This is a genomic window from Thermovirga sp. (assembly GCA_012523215.1).
Classification (GTDB): Bacteria; Synergistota; Synergistia; order Synergistales; family Thermovirgaceae; genus 58-81.
In genome coordinates, this window is the sequence record JAAYIZ010000005.1 from 1 (window position 1) to 7,299 (window position 7,299).

Annotated in this window: 9 protein-coding genes; all 9 read left to right on the top strand. The window is 62.4% G+C overall.

All coding sequences use genetic code 11. The annotated features are described in order from the left end of the window. Positions 1-31: 31 nt before the first annotated feature. Positions 32-475 carry an acyl-CoA thioesterase gene (locus tag GX108_00110; protein NLO55450.1) on the top strand — a complete coding sequence of 148 codons (444 nt, stop codon included), beginning with the start codon at positions 32-34 and terminating at the stop codon, positions 473-475. Continuing rightward, entirely contained in the window at positions 465-2,327 is a 1,863-nt protein-coding gene (gene iorA, locus GX108_00115) for an indolepyruvate ferredoxin oxidoreductase subunit alpha (GenBank protein NLO55451.1), read from the top strand. Before GX108_00110 ends, iorA begins: the two co-directional genes overlap by 11 nt. 2 nt (positions 2,328-2,329) lie before the next feature. After that, on the top strand, positions 2,330-2,887 hold the full coding sequence (locus GX108_00120) for an indolepyruvate ferredoxin oxidoreductase (GenBank protein ID NLO55452.1): 558 nt from the start codon (positions 2,330-2,332) through the stop codon (positions 2,885-2,887). Next, positions 2,868-3,404, top strand: coding sequence for a hypothetical protein (locus tag GX108_00125; protein NLO55453.1), 537 nt, complete (start codon positions 2,868-2,870; stop codon positions 3,402-3,404). The genes GX108_00120 and GX108_00125 overlap by 20 nt, the downstream gene beginning before the upstream one ends. Positions 3,405-3,441: 37 nt before the next feature. Next, positions 3,442-3,960 carry a signal peptidase I gene (lepB, locus tag GX108_00130; GenBank protein NLO55454.1) on the top strand — a complete coding sequence of 173 codons (519 nt, stop codon included), beginning with the start codon at positions 3,442-3,444 and terminating at the stop codon, positions 3,958-3,960. After that, the gene (locus tag GX108_00135) at positions 3,957-4,796 is read left to right on the top strand and encodes a ribosome biogenesis GTP-binding protein (GenBank protein ID NLO55455.1); all 840 of its coding nucleotides are present in this window, start codon (positions 3,957-3,959) and stop codon (positions 4,794-4,796) included. The genes lepB and GX108_00135 overlap by 4 nt, the downstream gene beginning before the upstream one ends. After that, entirely contained in the window at positions 4,793-5,428 is a 636-nt protein-coding gene (locus GX108_00140; protein NLO55456.1) for a ribonuclease HII, read from the top strand. Before GX108_00135 ends, GX108_00140 begins: the two co-directional genes overlap by 4 nt. Positions 5,429-5,432: 4 nt before the next feature. Then, positions 5,433-5,804 carry a YraN family protein gene (locus GX108_00145; protein NLO55457.1) on the top strand — a complete coding sequence of 124 codons (372 nt, stop codon included), beginning with the start codon at positions 5,433-5,435 and terminating at the stop codon, positions 5,802-5,804. Beyond that, on the top strand, positions 5,801-7,299 hold a 1,499-nt coding region (locus GX108_00150; GenBank protein ID NLO55458.1), incomplete at its 3' end, for a YifB family Mg chelatase-like AAA ATPase. The genes GX108_00145 and GX108_00150, both read left to right, overlap by 4 nt.

Consider the following 7,299-nt stretch of genomic DNA (forward strand, 5'->3'; position numbering starts at 1 on the left):
GATAGGGTAGCCTGCGGGGAGGTCTGAGGCCATGGGGCCAGTCGTCACGACGGTTATAAGGGTCAGGTATGGCGAGACGGACCAGATGGGGGTCGTTTATTACGGAAATTACCTCTCCTGGTTCGAGATCGGAAGGACCGAGTTCTGCAGGTCCCTTTCAACCCCCTATAGCGAATGGGAGAGGCAAGGGTTTTTCCTCCCTGCGGTAGAAGCCTATGTACGCTACAAGAACCCCCTTAAGTATGATGAAAGGGTCCATATAAAAACGAGCATCCGGGAGGTGACCTCTTACAGCATCACCTTCGACTACAGCGTGACGTCCGAGGAGCGCAACCGCCTGGCGGCGGAGGGGTGGACCAGGCATGCTTTCTGCGGACCCGATGGTCGGCTCCTCAGGGAACCGGAACCGTTTTTCGGCTGGTTGGTGAAAATATCCAGATCTTCATCGGAAGAGGTGGTTGAACGTGAGCAATAAAGTGATCCTCCTTGGCAACGAGGCGATCGCCCGGGGCATCGTCGAGGCGGGCTGCGAGGTGGCCGCCGCCTACCCGGGCACGCCGTCGTCGGAGATACTCCCCTCCATCGCGAAATGGGCCGACGACCTGGGAACGAAGACCATAGTCGAGTGGGGTGCCAACGAGAAGGTAGCCTTCGAGATGGCCGCCGGGGCTTCCTTCGCCGGGAAGCGGTCCTGCGCGGTCATGAAGCAGGTCGGGCTCAACGTGGCCGCGGACCCTTTCATGAGCGTGGCCCACTTCGATATAAAGGGTGGTTTCCTGCTCGTGGCCGCCGACGACCCGGGTCCCCACAGCTCCCAGACGGAGCAGGACAGCCGGTTCTTCGCGATGTTCGCCAAGATACCCTGCTTCGACCCGGCGACGGCCGTGGAGGCAAAGGAGATGGTCTTCGATGCCTACGATCTCTCCGAGAGGCACAAGGTGGTCACCATGCTGCGTCCGGGCGTCAGGGTTGACCACTGCCGCCAGGCCGTGGAGATGAAGGACGTGATCGACATCTCCAGGCCGGCTTCCTTCGAGAAGGATCCCCAGCGATGGGTGTGCCTGCCGGCGATAGTCAGGGTGAGCCACCCCAGGCTCAACGCCAAGCGGGAGGCCATCCGCGAGGAGTTCGAGACAGGGTACCCCCGGTACAACTACGAAGTGGCCTCGAAGAAAAAAGCCAGGCTGGGGGTCATTGCGGGGGGCGTGTCCTTCGCGATAGTCATGGATATCCTCAAGGCCTGGGGCTCCGAGGACGTCTCCGTGCTGAAGATAGGGACCCCCCACCCGCTTCCGCTGAAAATGGTGGAGGACTTCCTATCGAGGCACGAAAACGTGATCATCCTCGAGGAGACCTACCCGGTCATCGAGATGCAGCTCAATGACAGGACCGCTGTCAAGGGGAGATGGAACGGCTGGGTCCCCGGCGCGGGCGAACTTCTCCCGGAGGTAATCGAGGGGATCCTCCGCAGGGCCCTGGGCGAAGAGCCCCCCGAGGGCGCATCGGAGGAGCTTCGGAAGGCCGCCGAGGAGCTCGGCATAACGCCCCGCAAGCCGATGCTCTGCCCCGGGTGCCCCCACAGGGCGAGTTTCTTCTCGATAATGCAGGCCCTGCCCAGGGCCAAAACCATATTCCCCTCCGATATAGGGTGCTATACCCTCGCCGTGAACCAGGGCATGGTCGACTCCGTGGTCGACATGGGCGCCTCCATAACCCAGTCTTCCGGGCTTTACATGGCCTACAGGGCCGATGGCAAGGAGCAGCCCATCGTAGCCACCATCGGGGATTCCACCTTCTTCCATATGGGGCTCCCCGGCCTTGTCAGCGCCGTCTACAACAAGCACGCCTTCGTCCTGGCCATACTGGACAACAGCCTGACGGCCATGACGGGCGGCCAGTCTCACCCCGGCATAGGCGACAAGTTGAGGAAGGGCGAGGCCGGCCGAAAGGTCGACCTGGAGGGTGCCGTGAAGGGCTGCGGCGTCAACTGGGTGAAGACCACCGAGGCCTACGATGTCTCCGCCTCGAGGGTCCTGGTCAAGGAAGCCTGGGAGTACGCGAGGACCCACGAAGAGCCGGCGGTGGTCATTTTCCGCCACCCCTGCATACTCCTCAGGCAGAAGCAGGCCGTGATGCCCGTCACGGTGGATCCCGAAAAGTGCATCGGGTGCAGGTTCTGTATCGACTACTTCAACTGCCCGGGGCTCGTCTTCGACGAGAAGACCAAAAAAGCCTACATAGATGAAAGGTTCTGCATTAATTGCGGAGTCTGCATAAATGTCTGCCCCCACGGGGCCATCCTCGCGACGGAAGGGGAGGGAGCCTAGCCATGCAGTACGTGATCGTCGGTATAGGAGGACAGGGGATACTCTTTTCGAGCCGTATCCTCGGTCACATCGCCCTCTCCAGGGGCGAGGGCGTTATCGGGAGCGAGGTCCACGGGATGGCTCAGCGGGGCGGGTCGGTCATAAGCCACTTCAAAATGGGTGACTTTCAAAGCCCCCTGGTAAAGGCCGGCGATGCCGATGTCCTGCTGGCTTTCGACCAGAACGAGGCGGTGAGAAATTTCCACTTCCTGAAGCAGGGAGGGCATGCCGTCGTCAATACCCACGATCCCTCCTTCCTGGATAACCCCTCCCTGGGTAAATGGCTGAAGAAGCGAGGGGTCCTGGTGCACACCGTAATGGGCTACGACATCCTTAAAAAAGAGATGAGGGGCCGTTTCCTCTTCCTGAACGTCCTTATCCTGGGCGCCCTGGGCGGCGCCGGGGTAGGAAAAGTGACCATCGAAGAGATTCGCGAAGCCGTCAAGGCGCTGGCTCCGGCGAAATTCGTCGACGACAACCTCAAAGCGGTGGACCTGGGCTATGCGGGAACACACCGATGATGAAATAGATGAACCGTCGCGGGGGGCCGTAAAAAGGTCCCTCGCTTTTTGTCCGAGGTCAAAAAGAGCCTTCTCCCTGATCGAAACGGCCGTGGTCTTGTCCCTTGTGGCGGCCCTCTTGCTGGCATTTTCCCCGATAGTGACGGGGCTGATGTCGGAAAGGGCCGGGAGCGAAGCCGCGGCCAGGCGCGAAGCGAGAAATTTGACCAGGCATATCGAGAGGGTCCTCATGAGGGCCTGTCTTCGCCGACGGGCTTTCGACGTGAAGTACCTTTCGGGCTTCAAGAAGGAGTTCCTGATCCTCTGGTACAACCCCTCGGAGTACGAGCGGTATCAAACGGGCGACAGGTGCCTCGTCTACTTCAAGTCGACCGTGGCTCAGTCCAAGTGTTATACTCCAACGTGGCATACGATGACTCCGGCCTTCACCCTGTATGTCTACACCCCGGGCAAAAAGAAGGTCGCGGAAATAGCCGTGTCGGCCTATTGCTCCGTGAGGCTCACGGAGTTGCCCTGAAACCCGACGGGGATCTGATCATTTGGGAGGCTTTATCTTGGCTGCGAAACCATGGTGGAGAGAAACGATAGAGACCATCCTGTGGGCGCTGGTGCTGGCATTGGTGCTGAGGGCCCTGGTGATCCAGGCTTTCTGGATCCCCAGCGGCTCCATGATCCCGACCCTCCTACCCCGGGACAGGGTGTTCGTGGCCAAGTTCTGGTACTCCTTCGCGGATCCGAAGCGGGGACAGATCATTGTCTTCAAGTACCCTCTGGACCCGAAGAGGGACTTCGTCAAGAGGCTGGTCGCCCTGCCGGGAGAGACCGTGGAAATCGTAGAAGGCACCGTGCTGATCGACGGCGAACCCCTTCAGGAACCCTACGTGAAGAACCACGACAGCCTTAGTTTCGGCCCCTTGAAGGTGCCCGAGGGGCACTACTTCATGATGGGGGACAACCGACCCCACTCCCAGGACAGCCGCTTCTGGGGTTTCGTCCCGGAGGCGAACATCAAGGGTCCCGCTTTCATACGCTACTGGCCCATACCGAGAGTGGGAGGTCTCTACAAGGAATGACGAGGACCGTCTGGTACCCGGGACATATGGCCCGGGGGTTGAGGAAACTGAAGGAACTCTCGGAGAAGCTGGATCTCCTCGTGGAGGTTCGGGACGCCAGGGCTCCCTTTCTGACGGGGTCACCCTTCAGCGAACAGGCGGCCAAGTTTAGACCGGTGTGGATCGTACTGTCTAAAATGGACCTGGCCGATGAAGAAGCCACCGCGAGGTGGCTTTCCTTTTTCCGCGGGCAGGGCCGCCGCGCCTGGTCACTGGACCTCAGGAGGGATAACGCGAGGCCCCTCCTGAGGGCCGCCGCCAGGCTGAGGCCCCCCCACAGGGAGCTGCGGCTGGCCGTGATTGGGATCCCCAACGTCGGCAAGTCGATGCTCCTCAACGCCATCATCGGCAAGAACACGGCCCCGGTCGGGGGAATACCGGGGATCACCCGAGGAGTCTCGTGGTACAAGGGAAAAGGGTTCCTCGTAGTTGACTCACCGGGGATCGTGGACCCGGCGTCCCACAGGGAAGTGCATCGCAGGCTCGCCTGGCTGGGGTGCAGCAGGAGCGACGTGATTGGCGGCCACGAGGACCTGGCGGAGGGGTTGATAGATTTCCTGGGGAGGTCGTCGATGCTGGAAAGGGCCCTCGCCTCGTGGGACATGGAACTACTGGATGAACCCCCCTCGAGCACCCTCAGGCGGATTGGCGTCAGGCTGGGATGCCTGGTGAAGGGGGCGGAGGTCAACCTAGACCTCGCCGGTAAGCGCCTTATAGAGGCCTTCTCGACGGGTAAGCTGGGAAGATTTTCCCTCGAGGAGCCTGGCGACCCGCGCCCCTGGGAGGCGGAGCCGTGATAGTGGCCGGGGTCGACGAATCCGGCCGGGGACCCCTTGCCGGCCCCGTCGTGGCAGCCGCCGTCATCCTTAACAGAAAAGAAATCGCCTGGTTGCTATCGATGGGATTGAAGGATTCAAAGGCCTTGCCGGCGGTCCGCAGAGAGGCTATCTTCGGCGAAATGTGCCGCCTGGGCGTCGCCTGGCGGGCGCAAGCCGCCTCGCACCATCGGATAGACAGTGACAATATACTGGCGGCCACCCTGTGGGCCATGAACCGAAGCGTGAAGCGTCTCTCCCGGGATCCGGGCCTGGTCATCGTCGACGGACCCATACCCATACCGGGCCTTGACATCCCCCAGAGAGCGCTCACCCGGGCGGACGAATTCGTCCCGTCGGTGGCCGCGGCTTCGATCGTAGCCAAAGTCCTGAGGGACAGGGCTATGTGCTCCCTGGACAGGCTTTTCCCTTGCTACGGTTTCCGCCGCCACAAGGGTTATGCCTCGCGGGAGCACGTGGAAGTTCTTCGCCGGGTAGGACCCTGTGGGGTGCATCGAAAGAGTTTCCACGTCAGGGGCTGGTCCCAGGGGGAGGGCGCCCCTTTTATCGTGCCCTTCGAGCAAGCGGTGATACCCGGAAAAACGGAGGGATAAAGAGGTGGCAAAACATAACGATCTTGGCGCCGCGGGTGAGGCTCTCGCTGCCAGGGAGCTTTCGCGTCTTGGTTACAGGCTGGTCGACTCCAATGTCCGGATGAAGATGGGGGAACTGGACATCGTAGCCGAGGAGGAGGGCGAGATGGTTGTCGTGGAGGTCCGGACGAGGACCATCGGGAGGATGCTCCCGCCCGAGGCCACCGTCGGCCCGTCCAAGATTCGGAAGCTGGTGAGGACAGGGAGGGCCTACATGGACCGCATCGGGTGGGAGGGTCCCTGGAGGATAGATATAGCGGCCATCACGGTCGGGCCCGACGGTAAACCGGAACTGGAGATCTTCCGGAATATCACCGTGGGGATCATCGAGCCATGAACAGGGTCAACGGCGTCACCCTCCGGGGCATCGAGGCCCTGAAGGTCGAAGTCGAGGTGGAGATGACGGGGGGTCTTTTCGCCATATCGGTGGTGGGGCTTCCCGACGCCACCGTCAAGGAGGCCCGCGAGAGGGTCCGGGCCGCCTTGAGATCCCTGGGGTTATCCGTCAAGGGCAGGGTGGCCGTCAACCTGGCGCCGGCCGACATCCCCAAGGAGGGGGCACTGATAGACCTCCCCATCGCCGTCGGTATCGCCCATGCAATGGGGGAGGTCCGCGTGACCGAGCCCGCCATCTTCATGGGGGAACTCGCCCTCGACGGCAGGGTCCGGAGGATCCGGGGCGCCGTCCCCGCGGCGCTGTTGGCCAGGAAGCTGGGGTTCCCCCTTTTCATCCCCGAGGGTAACGCCCGGGAAGTTTCGCTGGTCAAGGGCGTCACGGCCTGGAAGGTGGGACATATTCGCCAACTCTTCGCTCACCTGAAGGGAGCCGCCCAGCTGCAAGCCCTTGAGCCCCGAGAGGAGGCCGAGGAAAACCCCGATCCGGACCCCGACTTCTCCGACATCAAGGGACAGGCGGCTGCCAAGCGAGCCCTCGAGATAGCTGCCGCGGGCCACCATAACGTGCTCCTGACGGGTTCGCCCGGTTCGGGGAAGACACTCCTGGCCCGGGCGTTGAAGGATATCCTTCCGCCTCTTTCCGACGAGGAGATGATGGAGGTCCTCCTGGTGAGGAGCACCGTCGGCCTTCCCCTTGACAGTTCCCGCCACCGCCCTTTTCGGGCCATCCATCACACCTCGAGCACCATATCGGTCTGCGGCGGGGGGACGAACCTCCGCCCCGGCGAGATAAGCCTCGCTCACAGGGGGGTCCTCTTCCTCGACGAGTTCACCGAGTTCCGGCGGGACCTGCTCGAATCCCTGAGGCAGCCTCTCGAGGACGGCTTCATCTCCGTGAGCAGGGCCAGCGGCAGCGTGACCTACCCCGCCAGGGTTCTGCTCGTCGCCGCGTGCAACCCCTGTCCCTGCGGTTTCCTGGGCGACCCCCGGGAGCCGTGCCGTTGTGCTCCCTCCGCAGTGGACCGCTACCGCCGCAAGATGTCCGGGCCCATCCTGGACAGGATCGACCTCCACGTCACCGTACCTCGGCTGACGCCGGACGAACTCGTCCAGTTCGAGGGGCAAACGGGAGAGTGCAGCGCCGGTGTGCGCGAGAGGGTCCTTCGAGCGAGGAAAATCCAGTGGGAGCGGTGGAATCCTCTAGGTTTCCAGTGTAATGCTGAACTGCCCGAAAGGGCGCTCAGGAAGCAGGTCAAGCTCGACCCCGACGGCAGGCGCTTCCTGAAGGACGTAGCCGGGAGGGTCCACCTTTCCGGCAGGGGCATCAGCAGGGTCCTCAAGGTGGCGAGGACCATCGCCGACCTCGCCGGCGACGAGGGGCTCACCACGGTTCACCTCGCGGAGGCGCTGGCCTTCAGGGAAGGGAGCGACCTCCC

What these genes read in the sequence shown, in the direction of transcription:
- GX108_00125 (NLO55453.1), top strand. Translation starts at nt 2,868, where the DNA reads ATGCGGGAACACACCGATGATGAAATAGATGAACCGTCGCGGGGGGCC.
- GX108_00135 (NLO55455.1), top strand. Translation starts at nt 3,957, where the DNA reads ATGACGAGGACCGTCTGGTACCCGGGACATATGGCCCGGGGGTTGAGG.
- GX108_00110 (NLO55450.1), top strand. Translation starts at nt 32, where the DNA reads ATGGGGCCAGTCGTCACGACGGTTATAAGGGTCAGGTATGGCGAGACG.
- GX108_00120 (NLO55452.1), top strand. Translation starts at nt 2,330, where the DNA reads ATGCAGTACGTGATCGTCGGTATAGGAGGACAGGGGATACTCTTTTCG.